General features: G+C 64.4%; 14 protein-coding genes. 9 read left to right on the top strand and 5 right to left on the bottom strand.

Features of this window, described 5'->3' with window-relative positions; genetic code table 11:
- Positions 1–73 precede the first annotated feature (73 nt).
- Positions 74–343: a hypothetical protein gene (locus AC1DPX_RS09505; protein WP_477236137.1), complete on the top strand. Its 270-nt coding sequence runs from the start codon at positions 74–76 to the stop codon at positions 341–343.
- Positions 344–358: 15 nt separating this feature from the next.
- Here the strand turns inward: AC1DPX_RS09505 and bmt are convergent, their stop codons facing one another.
- Positions 359–1,381, bottom strand: coding sequence for a betaine--homocysteine S-methyltransferase (gene bmt, locus AC1DPX_RS09500; RefSeq protein WP_477236136.1), 1,023 nt, complete (start codon positions 1,379–1,381; stop codon positions 359–361).
- 105 nt (positions 1,382–1,486) lie between these two features.
- A complete protein-coding gene (locus tag AC1DPX_RS09495) occupies positions 1,487–2,344 on the bottom strand; it encodes a helix-turn-helix domain-containing protein (RefSeq protein ID WP_477236134.1) in 858 nt (285 codons plus the stop codon).
- Between the two features lie 230 nt (positions 2,345–2,574).
- Here AC1DPX_RS09495 and AC1DPX_RS09490 point away from each other — a divergent pair, with 230 nt between their 5' ends.
- On the top strand, positions 2,575–3,588 hold the full coding sequence (locus tag AC1DPX_RS09490) for a fatty acid desaturase (RefSeq protein ID WP_477236132.1): 1,014 nt from the start codon (positions 2,575–2,577) through the stop codon (positions 3,586–3,588).
- Between the two features lie 91 nt (positions 3,589–3,679).
- Positions 3,680–4,507 (top strand): phosphate/phosphite/phosphonate ABC transporter substrate-binding protein, encoded by an 828-nt coding sequence (locus tag AC1DPX_RS09485; protein WP_477236130.1) that lies wholly within the window; start codon positions 3,680–3,682, stop codon positions 4,505–4,507.
- Here AC1DPX_RS09485 and AC1DPX_RS09480 read toward each other — a convergent pair.
- From AC1DPX_RS09480 to AC1DPX_RS09470, 3 genes are all read right to left on the bottom strand, one after another.
- A complete protein-coding gene (locus AC1DPX_RS09480; RefSeq protein ID WP_477236128.1) occupies positions 4,472–5,827 on the bottom strand; it encodes a M24 family metallopeptidase in 1,356 nt (451 codons plus the stop codon). The genes AC1DPX_RS09485 and AC1DPX_RS09480 overlap by 36 nt on opposite strands.
- Before the next feature lie 9 nt (positions 5,828–5,836).
- On the bottom strand, positions 5,837–8,407 hold the full coding sequence (locus tag AC1DPX_RS09475; RefSeq protein WP_202353983.1) for a GcvT family protein: 2,571 nt from the start codon (positions 8,405–8,407) through the stop codon (positions 5,837–5,839).
- Positions 8,408–8,481: 74 nt separating this feature from the next.
- Positions 8,482–10,059, bottom strand: coding sequence for a trimethylamine methyltransferase family protein (locus tag AC1DPX_RS09470; RefSeq protein WP_202353985.1), 1,578 nt, complete (start codon positions 10,057–10,059; stop codon positions 8,482–8,484).
- A 256-nt stretch (positions 10,060–10,315) separates the two neighbouring features.
- Here AC1DPX_RS09470 and AC1DPX_RS09465 point away from each other — a divergent pair, with 256 nt between their 5' ends.
- The 6 genes from AC1DPX_RS09465 to AC1DPX_RS09440 all read left to right on the top strand — a co-directional run bounded on the left by AC1DPX_RS09465 (position 10,316) and on the right by AC1DPX_RS09440 (position 17,019).
- A complete protein-coding gene (locus AC1DPX_RS09465) occupies positions 10,316–11,491 on the top strand; it encodes an MFS transporter (protein WP_477236126.1) in 1,176 nt (391 codons plus the stop codon).
- Positions 11,492–11,583: 92 nt separating this feature from the next.
- Positions 11,584–12,744: an MFS transporter gene (locus tag AC1DPX_RS09460; protein WP_477236124.1), complete on the top strand. Its 1,161-nt coding sequence runs from the start codon at positions 11,584–11,586 to the stop codon at positions 12,742–12,744.
- Positions 12,745–12,828: 84 nt separating this feature from the next.
- Complete coding sequence (locus tag AC1DPX_RS09455; RefSeq protein ID WP_477236122.1) at positions 12,829–14,892, top strand: prolyl oligopeptidase family serine peptidase; 2,064 nt, start codon at positions 12,829–12,831, stop codon at positions 14,890–14,892.
- 68 nt (positions 14,893–14,960) lie between these two features.
- Positions 14,961–15,086, top strand: coding sequence for a capsid protein (locus AC1DPX_RS09450; RefSeq protein ID WP_081293941.1), 126 nt, complete (start codon positions 14,961–14,963; stop codon positions 15,084–15,086).
- A gap of 50 nt (positions 15,087–15,136) precedes the next feature.
- Positions 15,137–16,516, top strand: a complete 1,380-nt coding sequence (locus AC1DPX_RS09445) for an aspartate aminotransferase family protein (protein WP_477236120.1) — start codon at positions 15,137–15,139, stop codon at positions 16,514–16,516.
- A gap of 197 nt (positions 16,517–16,713) precedes the next feature.
- A complete protein-coding gene (locus AC1DPX_RS09440) occupies positions 16,714–17,019 on the top strand; it encodes a hypothetical protein (protein WP_477236118.1) in 306 nt (101 codons plus the stop codon).
- The last annotated feature ends 46 nt before the right edge of the window (positions 17,020–17,065 follow it).

The following is a 17,065-nucleotide window of genomic DNA, read 5'->3' as shown; positions in this document are numbered from 1 at the left end:
TAGATTTCCGGTACCGGATCGCAATGTCCTGTTGCTACACCGGCCATGACTACTGGCTTGAGGGAGCCCGGAATTGCAGATCAGGACTATCGCCAACTCGCCGCCGCCGGTGCGAGACGCTTCGACGGTTTCTTCAGCCCCGTCGGCCGAATCCAGACGTATCAGTGACGATGTCGCGCAGGCGCGTCATACCGCCATGTCGGCGCTGACCAATGACCGCTTCCGCGCCATGCTGGAACAGATCACCGATCCGGCTGCGTCCGGTGCGTTGATGACGATGCGCGGCGACAATGTGGTCGATTTCAAGTCGGCGCAGTCGAGCTACRCCGACAACAGCGAATAAGCTGAGACTATCGCTTCAGGCCCGGCTGCGGCGACGCTCGCGGCGGGCTTCGCTGCTCTCGGCGGTGTTTTCCGTCGCCACCTTGTTGCGCATCGGACCGATGCGCTCGACGATCGTCTCGACCGTCGGACGGCCGGCCTTGGTGTGGGCATCGAGCGCCTTGCGCATGGCGGCGAGGTGCTGGAACGACGTGCCGCAGCAGCCGCCGACGATCTTGGCGCCGGCATCGACAGCGAGGCGCACATAGTCGGCCATCAGTTCCGGCGTGCCGGAATAATGGATCTCGGTGCCGCGGAATTCGGGGATGCCGCAATTGCCCTTGACGATCACCGTCGCCTGCGGCTTCGCCTCGGTCATGTCGAGCAGCGATGCGAGGATATCGGAGGCGCCGACGCCGCAATTGGCGCCAACGCCGAGCGGTGCCTGCGACAGCCCGTCGGCGACGCCATGGATGTCTTTCGGCAGCAGGCCCATCATGGTGCGGCCGGCGGTGTCGAAGGAGCCGGTATAGGTGTAGGGGAGGCCGACGCGGATCGCCGCTTCGGCGGCAGCGCGGATCTCGTCGGGCGCCGACATGGTCTCGATCCAGGCGACTTCGGCGCCGCCTTCCTTCAAACCTTCGATCTGCTCGGCGAAGGCGTCGACCGCCTCGTCATAGGTCATGGCGCCAAGCGGCACCAGCAATTCGCCGGTCGGGCCGACGGAGCCGGCAACGATCACCTTGCGGCCGGCCTTGTCGGCAACGGCCCGAGCAATCTCGGCGGCGCGCTTGTTCAGCGCGTGGACGCGGTCCTGCGCATGATGGAGCTTCAGCCGGTGGCGGGTGCCGCCGAAGGAGTTGGTCAGGATGATGTCGGCGCCGGCATCGACGAAGTTCTGGTGCAGGCTGGTGATGGTGTCGGGCGCCGTCTCGTTCAGCAACTCCGGCGCCTCGCCGGCCTCCAGACCCATTGCGAACAGATTGGTGCCGGTGGCGCCATCGGCCAGCAGCACACCCTTTTCAGCCAACAGGGCATCGATCGGATTGGTCGTCGTCATCGGATTGGCTTTCGTGTTTCGAATTCAAATAAGGATATAAAGAAGTCTTTATGTCCAGTCAATGATTTGCAGCGGCGATCTGCTGATAACCGCGATTGCCGCCGATCAGGCAGAGCCTGACGGGAACGACATGCCGGCCAGATTTCGGGCGAAGGCGGCGGCCTCGTGCGGGTTGACGTCGGCGGCGCGGATCAGATTGTCGAAATGCTGGGTCAGCGCCTGGACCGGCTGGGTGGCATTCAGCACGACATACATGTCGCCGACATAGATGGCGGCGCGGTAGGGGCCGAAGATGGTGAGCGGGATCGAATAGCGCATGCGGCCGTCATAGAGGAACAGCCGGAAGGTCGGATAGAGATCGTCGAGCAGTGTCGCCATATGGGCGAGCTGCTGCTTGCGGTCGGACTCGGGAAAGCGGTCCCACACGCCAAGGCCGCGCGCAAAGATCTCCAGCGTGTGGCGCGGCATGCAGACCTCCATGTCGGTTTCCGGGCGCCGGTTGTATTCGATGCGGTATTGCGTCTCGCTGGCCTGCGCCAGGCGGCTCCTGTTGGTGATGTTTGCCTCATAGTCGACCAGCGCGCGGGTGCGTAGCAGGTCGGGAATGCCGGCCGGCACGTAGCGGATCTTGGTGCCGGCTGCCTCCGCGAACCATTTGGCGAGCAGCGTGCGGTCGAAACCGTCGGGTGCTTCCTCGATCTCCAGGCTTTCGCGGATTTCGCCGGTGACGCCTTCGTCCTGGCTGAGGCCGAGCAGCCAGTCCAGCGACACCTTGAATTCGGCGGCGATGTTGAGCAGCGTTTCGGCGCGCGGCAGGCGCGTCGAGGCGCCCGACATCAACTGCGACAGCGCCGAGCGGTCGATGCCGACTGCTGACGCGAATGCCGACTGGTTGAGGTCGGATCGTGTCAGGAGCAGCTTCAGACGCTCCCGGAAGATTGCTGACAGGTCGCGTTTGTCCATCGCCCGGTTCTCCGAATCTTGAGGAAAAATTTGCGCCGAAGCGGCCGGGTGGGGCGTCTGAGGCGTAAATGAATCCCTAAGGCTGTTTACAATGTGTAACATGTGCGGTCAGAAATGCGCAATCGCAACATTTTGTATACTTTGTCGCGTTGAGTGGAATCGTTTCTCCTGACACTATGCTGTCAGGAACCACTGGGGGTTCCGGCGACTGAGGGGCAGTGGTCGATAGCATGACAGGTAAGAGCATCAAGCGACGCAACGCAGCACCGGCCATCGAGTGGCCGACCGTGGTTCTCGCTTTCTTCTGCTACGGAACATGGCTTGCCACCGGTTTCCTGCTCTGGCCTTCCTATCCCATCGTGGCTCTCGCTCTCCTCGGCTTTGTCCTGGCCTTGCAGTCGTCGATCATGCACGAAGTGCTGCATGGCCATCCGACGCGCAGCGCGTTGATCAACGAGGCCTTCGTCTTCCTGCCGGTTGGTCTCGTCTGGCCGTTCCGCCGCTTCAAGACGCTGCATCTGCGCCACCATGCCGACGAGCGCCTGACCGATCCGCTCGACGATCCGGAAAGCTACTACAAGGCGCTGTGGCATCATGACGATTTGCCGCCGACGATGAAGTTCCTGCTCAAGATCAACAACACCATGGCCGGTCGTTTCTTTCTCGGCCCCTGGCTGTCCTGCGTCGGTTTCTTCATCGACGATTTCAAGCAGATCATGGCCGGCGACAAGGCGATCCGCAAAGCCTGGCTGCTGCATGCGATCGGCCTCGCCATCGTGGCGCCGATCGTGCAGTTCGGCTTCGGCATTCCGCTGTGGCTCTACATTCTGGCGCCGGTCTGGCTCGGCCAGTCGCTGATCGCGATCCGCACCTTTGCCGAGCATCAATGGTCCGAACATCCGGAAGGCCGTACGGTGATCATCGAGCGCTCGCCGCTGTCGTTCCTGTTCCTCAACAACAATCTGCACTTTGTCCATCACAAGACGCCGACCGTGGCCTGGTACAGGCTGCCGAAACTGTTTCGCGAGCGCCGTGACGAATGGCTGCGGATGAACAATGGCTACGCCTATCCGAACTATTTCGCGCTGATCAAAGCCTACGCCTTCAAGGCGAAGGAGCCGATCGTGCATCCGGTGCTGCGGCGCGCGCCCGAGCACGGCCGGGCGTTCAAGCCACGGATCCGGGCGCGCAACATCAATGGGCTCGGCACCGCGCCGGTGCCGGCCGAGCCACCCAAGGAATAATTTGGGTATCCCTCGGTTCCGTGTCGGCCAATTCTGATTGGACGCCGCGTTTTTGCGATCCTTTCTCCAGACGTGATGATTTGATATCGGCATGAGTGAACTGATTGCGGCCCTGCCGATGTATGACTGGCCCGAAGTGCGCGGCGAGGTCGACGCGCAATGGGCAGGCTTGCGGGACGCCTTCCGGCAAAAGGGAATCGACGCGCCGCAGACCATCGTGCGCCGCAATGGCGACCTGCCGCCGGTGCCGGGCGGTATTCACGACGTTGGGGGAGCCTTGATCGCTCCGGACCCGGCGACATTGCCGCCGGACGAACTCGACTATCACAAGCTCTGGCTGCATCCGGAGCTGCTGTTCGCGCAGACCTGCTGGGGGCCGATGGAACTCGGCCTGTCCAGCCATGTGCAAGTGGTCGGCCAACCAAGCTATGACGCCTATGAAGGCGGGCAGGGCGAGCTTTATTCAAGCGCGCTGGTGATGCGGACGGGCGAGGGGCCGGAGGTTCGCTCGCCCGCCGACGGCAAGGCCTTGCTGCCGCTCGACCTGATGCGGGGTAAGCGCTTCACCTTCAACAGCCTGGATTCGATGTCGGGTACCATCGGGCTGACGCGCGATCTGCAGGCGGCCGGCGAGAGCCTCGATATCTTTTCCTCGCGCAGCGAAAGCGGTGGCCATCGCGGCTCGATCGTTGCCGTCGCCGAGGGAAGGGCTGACATAGCCGCGATCGATTGCGAGAGCTGGGCGCTGGCGCAGCGTTTCGAGCCGGCGGCGCACAAGGTGGCGATCGTCGGCTGGACGGCACGGCGCAAGGGCCTGCCGTTCATCACCGCCAGGACGACGCCGGAAAAGAGCGTCCGGGCCATGCGCGAAGCCCTTGCCGGGTTAGCCGAGCAGCCTCGTGTCCAACGGGTAGGTTGAAAGCTGCTCGTTGCCGGTCTCGGTGATCAGGATCTGCTCCTCGATCTTGACGCCCTCGCGCCCGCCAAGCCTGCCGATATAGCTTTCCACGCACAGCACCATCCCTGCTTCGAGCACGCCGTCGGGCGTGTCCGGCGTCCAGTCGCTGGCATGCGGCAGGGTCGGGTATTCGTCGGCCAGCCCGACGCCGTGGTAGAGCACGCCGTAGCGTGTCGGGAAGCAATCTCCCGGCGGCACCACCGAGCGTTCGACGAGCTCACGGAACGAGATGCCTGGCTGCATCAATTGCGTGTTGTGTTCGATCTGGTCGGCGGCGATGCGGAACAGGTCACGCTGCTCATTGGTCGGCTTGGCGTCGCCGCACAGCCAGGTGCGCGACAGGTCGGCGCAGAAGCCGTAGGGGCCGATCAGGTCGGTGTCGAAGGCGACGAGGTCGCCGGCCTCGATCACGCGCGACGAGCATTCCTGGAACCACGGATTGGTGCGCGGGCCTGACGCCAGCAGCCGCGTTTCGATCCATTCGCCGCCGCGCGCAATGTTGCCGCGATGCAGTTCGGCCCAGAGTTCGTTTTCGGAGATGCCCGGCTTCAGCGCCTGTTCCATCTCGCCCATCGCCGCCTCGCAAGCGACGATGGCGCGGCGCATGGCGAGGATCTCGTCCGGCGATTTGATCAGCCGCGCATTCTCCATCACCGCTTCGCCATTGCCGATGGAGATGCCGAGGCGCGCCAGTTCCTCGACGCCTTCCGGATTGAGGTGGTCGACGGCGATACGGCTGTTGCCGCCGCCATGCTCCCTCACCAGATCGGCAATGCCGGCGGCCCAGCGGCGGACCTTTTGGTCCGTGAGTTCGCCGCCATAGAGGTACATCCAGGAGACCGCCGGGCGCACCTCGTCGACGACGCCGGAATGGTCGGACAGGTGCTCGCAGGAGAAATAATCGAACAGCACCACCGGGCCTTCGGTGGCGACGAAGCAATGCCGCGTCGGGTTGTGCGCCACCCACAGCTGCATGTTGGTCGAGTCGGTGGCGTAGCGGATGTTGACGGGGTCGTAGAGCAGGGCGCCGGCATAGCCGCGCCGCTTCAGCTCCGCGCGGATGCGCTCCAGCCGGTATTTGCGCATCGCCGGAAGATCGGGGGCGGCAATGCCTGCCGCCGCCCATTCCGCTTCAGCCTGAACGCCATAGCCCAGCACATGCTGGTTGAGCGACGCCGCCTTCTGGCGGGAGCCTTCGCGCAATTCCTCGATCGAGCCGGGCTCGAAAGGCATGATCTTGCGATGGCGGCCGAAACTGCCCTTTGGCGCCGCGCTGTCCATGGCTAAGCCTCAGGTCCGCATCTTCTCGCCGCTCGGGTCGAAAGGCGCCTCGACATTGATGCGGGCCGGACGCCGGTGGCCGAGGATCTCGATCTCGAACAGGCCGGCGCTTTCGTCCTCGGCCAATGCCGCCGGCACGTAGCCCTGCGCCATCGACTTCTGGACATAGTGGGCATAGCCGCCCGACGTCACCCAACCGACCACGCGCCAGTCGCCATCGACGATGCCGCGCACGGCGGACGCGCCTTCGGCGGCCTTGGAGCCACGCACTTCCGCGCCCTTGTCATCGAAGCGCGGCGCGCCATAGCCATGCGGCTTTTCCACCGTGCCGTAGTCCTTGCTGACCTTGGCCCAGATCGGCTCGTCGCCCATCACGTCGGCATCGGCGGCGTCGACGATGAAGGAGACGCGACGCAGTTTCGGCCCTTCCGCCTGTTCCTTGGCGGCAGCCTCGCGGCCGATGAAGTCGTTCTTCTCGAGCTTGATGAAGCGGTCCATCGAGCCTTCGAAAGGCCCGTAGATCGGCCGCAACTCGCGGAACCAGGTCGGGAAATTCTTTTCCAGGCGCATCGACAGCAAAGCGCGCATGCCGAAATCGACCAGGCCGAACTCCTCGCCGGCGTCCTTGATCGCCTTGTAGACCAGGCGCTGATAGGCCGGCGCCATCCAGATCTCGTAGCCTAGATCGCCGGTATAGGTGATGCGGTTGACCATGCAGGGCGCGCCGCCGACCGCCATTTCGCGGAAATCCATGAAGCGGAAGGCTTTGGTCGAGATGTCGACATCGACCAGCTTCTGCAAGAGGTCTCGCGATTTCGGTCCGGCGATGGACAGGCCGACCAGCGTCTGGTCGAAGCGGTGGATGCGCACCGAACCGTCCTTCGGCAGATGCTTCTCGAACCAGCGCATATGGTATTTCTGCGCGGCTGAAGAGCCCCAGATCATGAAGCGGTCTTCGCCAGCCTTGGCGATGGTGAAGTCGCCGATCAGCTTGCCGAATTCGTTGATCATCGGGGTCAGCACGATGCGCCCGGTCTTCGGCATGCGGTTGGTCATCAGCCGGTTGAGGAACTCTTCCGCGCCCGGTCCCGACACTTCGTACTTGGCGAAGTTGGCGATCTCGGTGACGCCGACGCGCTCGCGCGTGGCGCGCACTTCCTCGCCGATCGGTCCGAAATCGTTGGAGCGATGGAAGGAGACGATGTCCTTGGGTTCTTTGCCCTTCGGTGCGAACCACAGCGGGGTTTCCAGACCCCAGCTATCGCCCATGACGGCGTTGTTGGCGAGCATCGTGTCGTAGAGTGGCGTCGTCTGCGCCGGGCGCGCGGCCGGCAGTTCCTCATTGGGGAAGCGGATGGAGAAGCGGCGCGAATAATTTTCACGGACTTTGGCGTTGGTGTAGCGCAGGCCGGCCCATTCGCCGAAGCGGGCGACATCCATGCCCCAGACGTCGAAACCGGGATCGCCATGCACCATCCAGTTGGACAGAGCGAGGCCGACGCCGCCACCCTGTGAGAAGCCGGCCATGACGGCGCAGGCGCACCAGAAGTTGGTCAGGCCCTGCACCGGACCGACCAGCGGGTTGCCGTCGAGCGCGAAGGTGAAGGGGCCGTTGATGATCTGCTTGATGCCGGCCTTCTCGATGCCGGGGAAATGCTTGAAGCCGATTTCCAGCGACGGCGCGATACGGTCGAGATCGGGGGGAAGCAATTCATGGCCGAAATCCCAGGGCGTATTGACCGGCGACCATGGCTTGCAGGCCTTTTCATAGGTGCCGAGCAGGATGCCGTTGCGTTCCTGGCGGGTGTAGATCTCGCCCTTGAAGTCGAGCACGCCGATCATTTCGCGGCCGGTCGACTTGTTGAACTCCTCGACCTCCGGCATCGGCTCGGTGAGGAGATACATGTGCTCCATGGCCAGCACCGGCAGCTCGACGCCGACCATGCGGCCGATCTCGCGCGCCCACAGGCCGCCGCAATTGACGACGTGCTCGGCGTGGACCGTGCCCTGCTCGGTGACGACGTTCCAGGTGCCGTCCGGCTGTTGCGTCAGATCAACGACGCGGTTGCGCAGCACGATCTCGGCGCCGAGCTTCTTGGCCGCCTTGGAGTAGGCGATGGTGGTGCCGGATGGGTCGAGATGGCCTTCGACCGGATCCCACATGGCGCCGACGAAGTTCTTCTCGTCCATCAGCGGGAACATCGCCTTGGCTTCGGACGGCGTGATCAGCTCGGTGTCCATGCCGAGATAGCGGCCCTTGGCGTGGGCAAGGCGCAGGAAGTCCATGCGCTCGGGCGTATCGGCCATCATCACGCCGCCGGTCAGGTGCAGCGAGCAGGACTGGCCCGAGATTTCCTCGATCTCCTTGTAGAGCTGCACGGTGTAGGCCTGCAGCTTGGCAACGTTGGGGTCGCCGTTCAGCGTATGGAAGCCGCCCGCCGCATGCCAGGACGAGCCGGAGGTCAGCTCCGAGCGTTCGATCAGCATGATGTCGGTCCAGCCGGCCTTGGCCAGGTGATAAAGCACCGAGCAGCCGACGACGCCGCCGCCGATGACAACCGCTTTTACATGGGATTTCATGAAGATAGGTCCGTTTTTGCGTAAACTGAATCAGGGTTTTCGGTTGCTGGCGCGACGACGCACGCAAAGCACGATCAAAAATCGGTCGGCGCGCCGCCTTCGGCCGTGCGCTTCTGGACGAAATCGTTGAGCTCCTCGCGGATCGCCGGGTCCATGTAGGGCTCGTCATAGGACGCCAGCCGTTCCTTCCACACCTTGTTGGCCTTTTCCAGCGCCGTCGGCGAGCCGGCTTCCGCCCAGGTCTCGAAATTGCGCCAGTCGGACAGGATCGGCGAGTAGAAGGCGGTCTTGTAGCGGTCTTGCGTGTGCTGGGTGCCGAAGAAGTGGCCGCCGGGGCCGACCGACTGGATGGCGTCGAAACCGAGCGCCTCTTCGGACAGGTCGAGCGGGGTGAGGAATTCGGCCACCATCTGCAACAGGTCGATGTCGAGAATGGTCTTCTCGTAGGAGCAGCGCAGGCCGCCCTCGAGCCAGCCGGCGCCGTGCATCATCAGATTGCCGCCGCCCTGGATGGCGCCCCACAGCGAGAATACGCTCTCATAGGCCGCCTGCGCATCGACGGTGTTGGCGGCGCAGGTGTTGGAGGTGCGGTAGGGGATGTTGTAGCGGCGGGCAAGCTGGCCGCCGACGAGCTGCGCCTTCATATATTCGGGCGTGCCGAAGGCCGGTGAGCCGGACTTCATGTCGACATTGGAGGTGAAGCCGCCATAGCCGACCGGCGCGCCCTTGCGCACCATCTGGGCGAAGGCGATGCCGGACAGCGCCTCGGCATTCTGCTGCACCAGCGCGCCGGCGATGGTGACCGGCGCCATGGCGCCCGACAAGGTGAAGGGCGTGACGACAACGACCTGGCCCTTGCTCGACATCTGGATGATGCCTTCCATCATCGGTACGTCGAGCTTGAGCGGCGAATTGGTGTTGATGATTGTGAAGACGGACGGCTCCTCGAGCAGTTGCTCGTGGCTGATGCCGCGCGCGATGCGGGCGATCTCGATGCCGTCGACATTGCGCTCCTTGCCGAGCGAATAGATGTGGAACACCTTGTCGGTCAGCGTGGCGAGGTCGCGGATGCATTCGAGGTGGCGGACCGACGGATGGATGTCGGTCGGCTCGACCGGATAGCCACCCGTGCAGTTCAGGATGTTGTGCATCTGCGCCAGGCGCAGGAAGTTGCGGTAGTCAGCCTGGTTGCCGGGTCGGCGGCCGCGATCGATGTCGGAGCAGTTCGGCGCCGACGCCATCATCGACAGGATCACATTGTTGCCGCCGAAGCGGACATTGTGTGCAGGGTTGCGGGCATGCAGCGTGAATTCCGACGGGCAGTTCGAGATCAGATCGAGGATCATGTCGCTGTCGAAGCGCACCCGCTCCGAACCTTCGCGGACATCGGCGCCATGCGCCTTCATGATGCGGCGGGCCTCGTCGTGCAGAACGTCGACGCCGATTTCCCTGAGCACACGCAAGGAAGCGAGGTGGATCGATTCCAGCTCGTCGTCCGACACCAGCCTGGTCGGCGTCAGCGGATTCTTCAACTGGCGGAAAGCTGGCTGCTCGAAAGCCGCCGAGCCTCCGGCGCGTTTTCCGGCGCGGCCGCCACGGCGGGCACGGTCGGGCGCCAAAGCCGGTTCTAGGGGGTGTAGGGCGGCGGTCATGATGGTCCTCGTACGATGCGAACAGCGGGCGGCATAATGGACCGGCGGCCCGCCGGCCATTGCGGAGGCGGCGACCACTAGGGCGAGGGAAGCGACATGCCGGAACGGCAGCCGCGTGGCCGCGACATCACCTGATCACCGTGGTGTTGGCGCAAGCGGATTTCGCTTGCCGGCCCTTTCTTTCCCGGGATTGAACCCGTAGCTAGTGACGCTTGCCGGCGGGAAGGTCAGCCGGCACCTCACCTGGAATGACGCAATGGTGGCAACCGGCTCGAGCGAAGGCGAAGCGGGAACGCAGTGGGCAGCGCTCGCCGGCGTCACCGCGGCACTTGCCATGTTCGGCGCCGCGCAAGGGCTGAGTTCGCCGCTGTTCACGCTGCTGATGCAGAAGCAGGGCATGTCGCCCGGGCTGATCGGCCTGTCGGCGGCGATGATGCCGCTCGGGCTGATCCTGTCGGCCTCGTTCGTGCCGGCGGCGGTGCGGCTGGTCGGCGCGCGCAACCTGGCGGTCGGATGCTCGCTGATCGGTGCGCTGTGCTTTCTGGCGATCGGCTATCTGCAGAACTGGGTGGCCTGGTACGTCATCCGCTTCGTCATCGGCGTCGTCATCAACCCGCTCTATATCCTCGGCGAGGTCTGGGCGCTGTCGCTGGCGCCGCCTTCGCGGCGGGGCCGGGTGATGGGCGTGTTTAACACGCTGATGGGTGCCGGCTATGCGGCCGGACCCTTCACCTTGACCTTCGTCGGCACGTCGGGCTGGGCGCCCTTCAGCGTCGGCATCGGCGGCTTCGTGCTTTGCGCGGTCATTCTGCGCCTTGTCTCCTCGAAGCTTGCGGGGTTCGAGGATGACGGCCAGCCCGCCGGCAGTTTTGTCGGCTTTGCCCGGCTGGCGCCGGCGCTGTTGCTGGCCGTGCTGGTCTCGGCCGCCGTCCAGCAAAGCACCTATGCACTGGTCCCGGTCTTCGGCGCCGGCTACGGCCTGCCGGAAGCCGTGCTCGCCGCACTGGTGATGGCGCTGTCGCTGGGCAACATCCTGCTGCAGATTCCGCTTGGCCTGCTGGCGGAGCGCTTCTGCGGCCGCCCGATGATCGTGGCCTGCGCGGTCGCGACAATGGTTTGCGCGGCGCTGCTGCCGCTGCTGATCACCACGCCGCTGATATGGGGCGTGCTGCTGGTGATGGGCGCGGTCGGCTACGGCGTCTATACGATGGCGCTGGTCGAACTCGGCAGCCGCTTCAAAGGCACGCTGCTCGTCACCGGCAACGCGGCCTTCGCCTTGCTGTGGGGCGTTGGCGGCATTGTCGGCCCGCCAGGCGCCGGCCTCTTGATGCAAGGCATCGGCCCGCTGGGCCTGCCCGTGGTGATCGCCGGTCTCGATGCGATTCTGGTCGTCTTCGCTCTGTACCGCTCTTCGCAACGCCGGGCTTCCTGACATGGATATGGCTGGAGCAAGCGCTTTTCGCCGGCGGGGCTTACCGCTGTTTGGCCGAACCGCTAATCCTGCCGGGCACCAACGGTAGGACCATGGCCGCGACGGATTCGGAAACTGGCGAAGCAATGCAATGGGCGGCGATCACCGGCGTGATCGCGACGGTCTCGGTGTTCGCCATCGCACAGGGGCTGTCCTATCCGCTGTTGAGCTTCATCCTGCAACGCCAGGGCGTCTCCCCGGCGATGATAGGCCTGTCGGCGGCTATGACGCCGATCGGCTTCATCGTCTCGTCGCCGCTGATCCCGGGGCTGGCGCGGCGGTTCGGGGCAGGGCGCACCGCGCTCACCTGCGCCGCGCTCTCGGCCATCGTGCTGGCGCTGATCGGCTGGACGCAGAATGTCTATCTCTGGTTTCCACTGCGCTTCCTGATCGGCGTGGTGACCAACCCGCTCTATGTGTTGAGCGAAATCTGGGTGATCGCACTGGCGCCACCGGCCCGGCGCGGCCGCATCATGGGCGTCTACTCGACGATCATCTCGGCCGGATTCGCGGCCGGCCCGCTCTGCCTGCTTGCCGTCGGCACGCAGGGGTGGGCGCCCTTCCTCGTCGGCATCTGCGCCTTCGTGCTGTGCGGCATCTGCCTGGCCTCGGTGCTGCCGCGCCTGCCGAAGGTGGACGAGGCCGGGCATCGGGTTTCCGTTCTGGGCTTCGTGCCGATGGCGTGGCTGCTTCTGTTCGCGGTCATCGTGGCCGCTGGTTTCGAGCAGGGAGCGCTGGCGCTTCTGCCGGTCTACGGCACCCATTATGGCATTGCGGAAGTCCGCATGTCGGCGCTGCTCTCGATGATGATCGCCGGCAACATCGCCATGCAGGTGCCGCTCGGCCTGCTGGCGGAGAGGCTGACGGCACGTCTGGTGCGGCTTGCCTGTGTCTGCCTGACTGTGCTCGGATGCCTGCTGCTGCCTTTTCTCATCGAAACGCCACTGATCTGGCCGATGATCTTCGTCTGGGGCGCGGTATCCTACGGCATCTACACGATGTCGATCATCGAGCTCGGCGAGCGCTTCACCGGCTCGACGCTGGTCGCCGGCAATGCCGCCTTTTCGCTGATGTGGGGCGTCGGCGGCATTGCCGTGCCGCCCCTGGCCGGCACCGCCATGGACTTGCTGGGCGCAAGAGGCCTGCCGATCACGCTTGGCCTGATGTGCCTGGCACTGGCGGTCGCGAGCATCGCCGGTCGCGCGAAGGCCTGAATCCTCTGCAGAGATGTGGCGGCTATTGAATATCGGACACGGCATGTCGATGTTGCGTGCCGAAGCATGCCTATTGGAGATTCCATGACCAAGCCCATCGCCAAGCCAGAAGCCGGCGCCGCTGATCCGTTCCTCTGGCTGGAGGACAGGACCAGCAAACAGTCTCTCGACTGGGTGCACGGCCAGAACGAAATCACGACAGGCCAATTGCAGGGCGATCCGTCCTATGAGGCGTCGTTCCAGACGGCGCTCGACCTGATGACGGCCGAGGACAACATCGCCGTCGGCGCGGCAATCGCCGGCCATGTCTATAATTTCTGGCAGGACAAGACCAATGCGCTCGGCCTGTGGCGCCGCACGACGGTCGCTTCCTACAAGACCGAGAAGCCGGTCTGGGAAATGATCATCGACTTCGACCAGCTTGCGGCGAAGGAGGGGATAAAATGGGTATTCAGCGGCGCCAGCCGGCTCTATCCGGATTTCAGCCGCTGCCTGCTGTCGATGTCGCCCGATGGCGGCGACGCCAGCGAGATGCGCGAGTTCGACATCGAAACCAGGTCGTTTGTCGAGGGTGGATTCAGCGCGCCGGCTTCGAAGTCGGGTTTTGGCTGGCTGGACAAGGACACGGTCATCGTCTCGGCGGCCTTCGAGGACGCTGACAAGACCGAGTCCGGCTATCCGCGCGTGGTCAAGCTCTGGAAGCGCGGCACGGCACTGGAAGAAGCGAAGCCGATCTTCGAGGCGCAGAAAGACGACCTCGCGGCGGGAGCCGGCGTCGAGTTCGACGGCGACAAGCGCCACGTGTTTCTGGCGCGGGCGATCAATTTCTTCGCATCGCACAGCTTCCTGCATCTCCCATCCGGCGAAAACCGGCGCATTCCGCTGCCCGATGACGCCACCGACACATCGCTTTTCAAGGACCAGCTGGTGTTCGGGGTGCGCACGCCATGGACGGCGCCGGACGGCACGGTGTGCCAGCCGGACGGGCTCTATTCGCTCGACTTCGCGCACTGGATCGAAACCGGCAGTTTCGGCGCCATCGAAACCTTGCTGGCGCCGGCCTATCGCGTCTCGATCGCCGGCATTGCCCGTACGCAGGACCGGCTGTTCATCAGCCTGATGGATAATGTGCGCGGCAAGGTCCTCGTCTGCGAGCGCAGGGATGGCGCCTGGTCGCTGAAACCCGTCGCGCTGCCTGAGAACGGCACTGTCGGCATCAGCCATGCCGAGCATTTCGGCTCGAGCGTTTCCTTCTCCTTCACCGATTTCCTGACGCCGAGCTCGATCATCTGGTCGGATGATGATGGCGAGACGCTGGAGACGGTGAAGTCGCAGCCGGCGCGCTTCGATGCCGCGCCGCTGATCTCGGAGCAGTTCGAAGCGCGCTCGAAGGACGGCACGATGATCCCGTATTTCGTCGTCAGACGGCGCGAGCAGAAGGGGCCGGTGCCGACGCTGCTCTACGGCTATGGCGGGTTCGAAGTGCCGCTCTTGCCCGGCTATGCCGGCGTGCGCGGCAGGCTGTGGCTGGAGAAGGGCAATGCCTATGTGCAGGCCTGCATCCGTGGCGGCGGCGAGTTCGGGCCAGCCTGGCACCAGGCGGCGCTGAAAGGCAATCGCCAGAATGGTTTTGACGATTTCGCCGCGGTGGCCGAGGACGTCGTCAGGCGCGGCATCGCGACGGCAAGCTCACTCGGCATCCAGGGCGGCTCGAATGGCGGCCTGCTGACTGGCGCTTCGCTGACACAGCGCCCGGAGCTGTTCGGCGCCGTCATCATCGAGGTGCCGCTGCTCGACATGCTGCGCTACACCGAATTGCCGCCCGGCGCCTCGTGGATGGCCGAATATGGCGATCCGTCGCAGCCGGAAGACGCGAAATGGCTGTCCGCCTATTCGCCCTACCAGCACGTCAAGGCGGATAGCGCCTATCCGCCGGTGCTGCTGACGACCTCGACCGCCGATGATCGCGTCCATCCCGGCCATGCGCGCAAGATGGCCGCGCGCCTGCAGGAGGCCGGCCATGCCAGGACATTGTTCTTCGAGGAAACCGAAGGCGGCCATGGCGGACGCGGCGACCGCCGGCCGCAGGCGGCGCAGACGGCGATGAAATATGTCTTCCTGCAGCGGGCGCTAGGCGCCAAGGCCTAGAAGGATTCTGTCATGGGCCAGGCAAAGGGTGGTTCACCTTGGCCAGCCTTTGCTCTAAGGTGCCCTGCATGGCTCCTGCTATGACCTTTGTCTGCACGTTCGGGGTCGCGGTGACACCGTCGCCGCGCACGCTGCGCGCGGAGCTTTTGCGGCTGTGCGCCCGCATCGGTTATTCACCGCCTGCCAGCCTCTGATGCATTCGCCCCGGCTCCTGCCGGCTTGAATCCAGAGGAAAGATCCAGACATGACCTATCAGAATTATTCGCTGAAGCAGCTTCAGCAGATCGACGCCGCGCATCATCTCCATCCCTTCACCGACCACAAGGAATTGCGCGAGGCGGGTTCGCGCATCATCACCCACGCCAAGGGCCCGTTCATCTACGATTCCGAAGGGGCAGAGCTGCTCGACGGCATGGCCGGCCTGTGGTGCGTCAACATCGGCTATGGCCGCGACGAACTGGCCGAGGCCGCCTACGCCCAGATGAAGGAACTGCCTTACTACAATTCCTTCTTCAAATGCTCGACGCCGACGCCGGTGCTGTTGTCCAAGAAGCTGGCCGAGATCGCGCCGAAGAACGTCAACCAGGTTTTCTACGGCTCCTCCGGCTCGGAGGCCAACGACACGGCATTGCGTCTTGTCCGCCACTACTGGGTGATCGAGGGCAAGCCGGAGAAGAACCGCATCATCTCGCGCAAGATGGCCTATCACGGCTCGACCATCGCCGGCACGTCGCTCGGCGGCATGGACGCCATGCACAAGCAGCTCAATGGCGCAGTGCCCAACATCGTCCATGTGATGATGCCCTATGCCTATGAGCTGGCGCTGCCCGGCGAGAGCGACCATGATTTCGGCCTGCGCGCGGCCAAGTCGGTCGAGGATGCCATCCTCGAGGCCGGCGCCGACAAGGTCGCGGCCTTCATCGGCGAGCCTGTGATGGGCGCGGGCGGCGTCAAGATCCCGCCGGCGAGCTACTGGCCCGAAGTGCAGCGCATTTGCCGCAAATACAATGTACTTTTGATGCTGGACGAGGTCATCACCGGCTATGGCCGCACCGGCGAATGGTTCGCCGCGCAGACCTTCGGCATCGAGCCCGATACCATCACCACGGCCAAGGCGCTGACCTCGGGCTACCAGCCGCTGTCGGCACTGCTGGTCGGCGACCGCATCACCTCGACGCTGGTCGAGAAGGGTGGCGAGTTCAACCACGGCTACACCTATTCCGGGCATCCGGTGGCTTGTGCCGTCGCCTTGAAGAACCTGGAGATCATCGAGCAGGAAGGCCTGGTCGACCGCGTCAGGAACGACACCGGGCCTTATTTCGCCAAGGCCTTGCAGGAGCGCATCGCCGGGCATGAGCTGGTCGGCGAGGTGCGTTCGATCGGGTTGATGGGCGCGATCGAGATCGTCAAGGACAAGGCGACCAAGGAACGCTTCCTGCCATCGGGAAGTGCGGCGGTGACGGTGCGCGACCATGCCATCGCCAACGGCATGATGCTGCGCGCCACCGGCGACACGATGATCCTGTCGCCGCCGCTGATCTGGACCCGCGATACGATCGACATGGCCTGCGAGCGTATCGGCAAGGCGCTGGATCTGGCGCAGGCCGATCTGCGCAAGCGATAAGGCGAACCTCGGCCGGGTGTGGCCTGGAGGGAACGCCCGGCCTCGACAAACATACTGCCGCGATGGGAACAAACTTCATCCTCCGCGCGTAGTGTGTGGGGCAGCCGCCATCCGGCTGCGACAAGGGGTTCATTTCCATGAGAAAACCCGGCAAGAGCCGACGCGCGCATGAAGCGGCCGGCATCGGCGCTGACCTGATGCTCGCGCCGATGGTGGCGATGATGCGTCTGCCTTTGATGGCGATGGATGCCGGCAGTAGCCAGCCCTGGGGGACCGAAACCGTGCGTGCGGTGAACGAGAAGACCGCGGCAATCGCCGAGGGCGCGTTCGCGGCGCAAATGTCGTTCCTGCAGTCGGCTTCGCGGTTCTGGCCAGAACTCCTTTCCGGCCGCACACCGTCACTGTTCAATGGTGTCGCGGCAGAACGGTCGATCAGCGCCGCGCTAAAGCCGGCCAGCCGCGCGGTGAAGGCGAATTTTCGCCGGCTTTCGTCAAAGGCTTGAAATAGGCCCTGCGGAACTTTGATTTTGCTCAGCGGCGAGATCATGG

It is taken from the genome of Mesorhizobium sp. 01N446, assembly GCF_056399285.1.
This window is presented reverse-complemented; position numbering and strand designations above follow the sequence as displayed.

Excerpts from the sequence above, each read along its gene's own strand:
- bmt (WP_477236136.1), bottom strand. The coding sequence starts at position 1,381 with ATGACGACGACCAATCCGATCGATGCCCTGTTGGCTGAAAAGGGTGTG.
- AC1DPX_RS09495 (WP_477236134.1), bottom strand. The coding sequence starts at position 2,344 with ATGGACAAACGCGACCTGTCAGCAATCTTCCGGGAGCGTCTGAAGCTG.
- AC1DPX_RS09490 (WP_477236132.1), top strand. The coding sequence starts at position 2,575 with ATGACAGGTAAGAGCATCAAGCGACGCAACGCAGCACCGGCCATCGAG.
- AC1DPX_RS09485 (WP_477236130.1), top strand. The coding sequence starts at position 3,680 with ATGAGTGAACTGATTGCGGCCCTGCCGATGTATGACTGGCCCGAAGTG.
- AC1DPX_RS09480 (WP_477236128.1), bottom strand. The coding sequence starts at position 5,827 with ATGGACAGCGCGGCGCCAAAGGGCAGTTTCGGCCGCCATCGCAAGATC.
- AC1DPX_RS09475 (WP_202353983.1), bottom strand. The coding sequence starts at position 8,407 with ATGAAATCCCATGTAAAAGCGGTTGTCATCGGCGGCGGCGTCGTCGGC.
- AC1DPX_RS09470 (WP_202353985.1), bottom strand. The coding sequence starts at position 10,059 with ATGACCGCCGCCCTACACCCCCTAGAACCGGCTTTGGCGCCCGACCGT.
- AC1DPX_RS09465 (WP_477236126.1), top strand. The coding sequence starts at position 10,316 with ATGGTGGCAACCGGCTCGAGCGAAGGCGAAGCGGGAACGCAGTGGGCA.
- AC1DPX_RS09460 (WP_477236124.1), top strand. The coding sequence starts at position 11,584 with ATGGCCGCGACGGATTCGGAAACTGGCGAAGCAATGCAATGGGCGGCG.
- AC1DPX_RS09455 (WP_477236122.1), top strand. The coding sequence starts at position 12,829 with ATGACCAAGCCCATCGCCAAGCCAGAAGCCGGCGCCGCTGATCCGTTC.
- AC1DPX_RS09450 (WP_081293941.1), top strand. The coding sequence starts at position 14,961 with ATGGCTCCTGCTATGACCTTTGTCTGCACGTTCGGGGTCGCGGTGACA.
- AC1DPX_RS09445 (WP_477236120.1), top strand. The coding sequence starts at position 15,137 with ATGACCTATCAGAATTATTCGCTGAAGCAGCTTCAGCAGATCGACGCC.
- AC1DPX_RS09440 (WP_477236118.1), top strand. The coding sequence starts at position 16,714 with ATGCTCGCGCCGATGGTGGCGATGATGCGTCTGCCTTTGATGGCGATG.